An 814-nucleotide genomic window follows, 5' to 3' on the forward strand; every position below is an offset into this window, starting at 1 on the left:
ATTAATTGTACCGTTGTGGAATTGAAACATTCTACCTCAGTCAATCCGGCTACCACTACGGCTTTGTATTAATTGTACCGTTGTGGAATTGAAACAAGTTATGAACGAAATAGCTCATCCTTACGACTTTGTATTAATTGTACCGTTGTGGAATTGAAACGATCAGAGGGAAATGTAAACGTCTTACTACCATCAGTATTAATTGTACCGTTGTGGAATTGAAACTTCTCTTCGTTCTTTTGTTTATCATTATTCCAACGAGTATTAATTGTACCGTTGTGGAATTGAAACCTTCCATGAGCTCTATTTCAGATATAGCCGTTTTCCTGTATTAATTGTACCGTTGTGGAATTGAAACACTCCGTATTATATAGATTACATCTATGATCGACCAAGTATTAATTGTACCGTTGTGGAATTGAAACCTTCTAATACCGTTGTTGTGAATGCCCATCAAGGGTATTAATTGTACCGTTGTGGAATTGAAACTTTTATCGGGACAAGATATTGCTGTTCAACAAGACAGTATTAATTGTACCGTTGTGGAATTGAAACGGAAGACAGGATCGTTCTTAACGCCGTTATGAATGGTATTAATTGTACCGTTGTGGAATTGAAACTCACGCAGATTCATCGTATTCTGAGTCATCGTGTGTATTAATTGTACCGTTGTGGAATTGAAACGCTTTAGAAGTTTTCTTTGGCGCTGGTTTTTCTTCCTGTATTAATTGTACCGTTGTGGAATTGAAACATGATCGCTGAGGAGGAAGTTATATTCAATCCCATGGTATTAATTGTACCGTTGTGGAATTGA

The 814-nt window shown here is 36.7% G+C and carries 1 CRISPR repeat array.

Annotation, left to right across the window (positions count from 1 at the left end):
• Window positions 1-65 precede the first annotated feature (65 nt).
• A CRISPR array of direct repeats spans window positions 66-751; the repeat unit is 30 nt; unit sequence GTATTAATTGTACCGTTGTGGAATTGAAAC.
• Window positions 752-814 lie beyond the last annotated feature (63 nt).

The sequence above is a fragment of the Bacteroides salyersiae WAL 10018 = DSM 18765 = JCM 12988 genome (genome assembly GCF_000381365.1).
GTDB classification, from domain to species: domain Bacteria; phylum Bacteroidota; class Bacteroidia; order Bacteroidales; family Bacteroidaceae; genus Bacteroides; species Bacteroides salyersiae.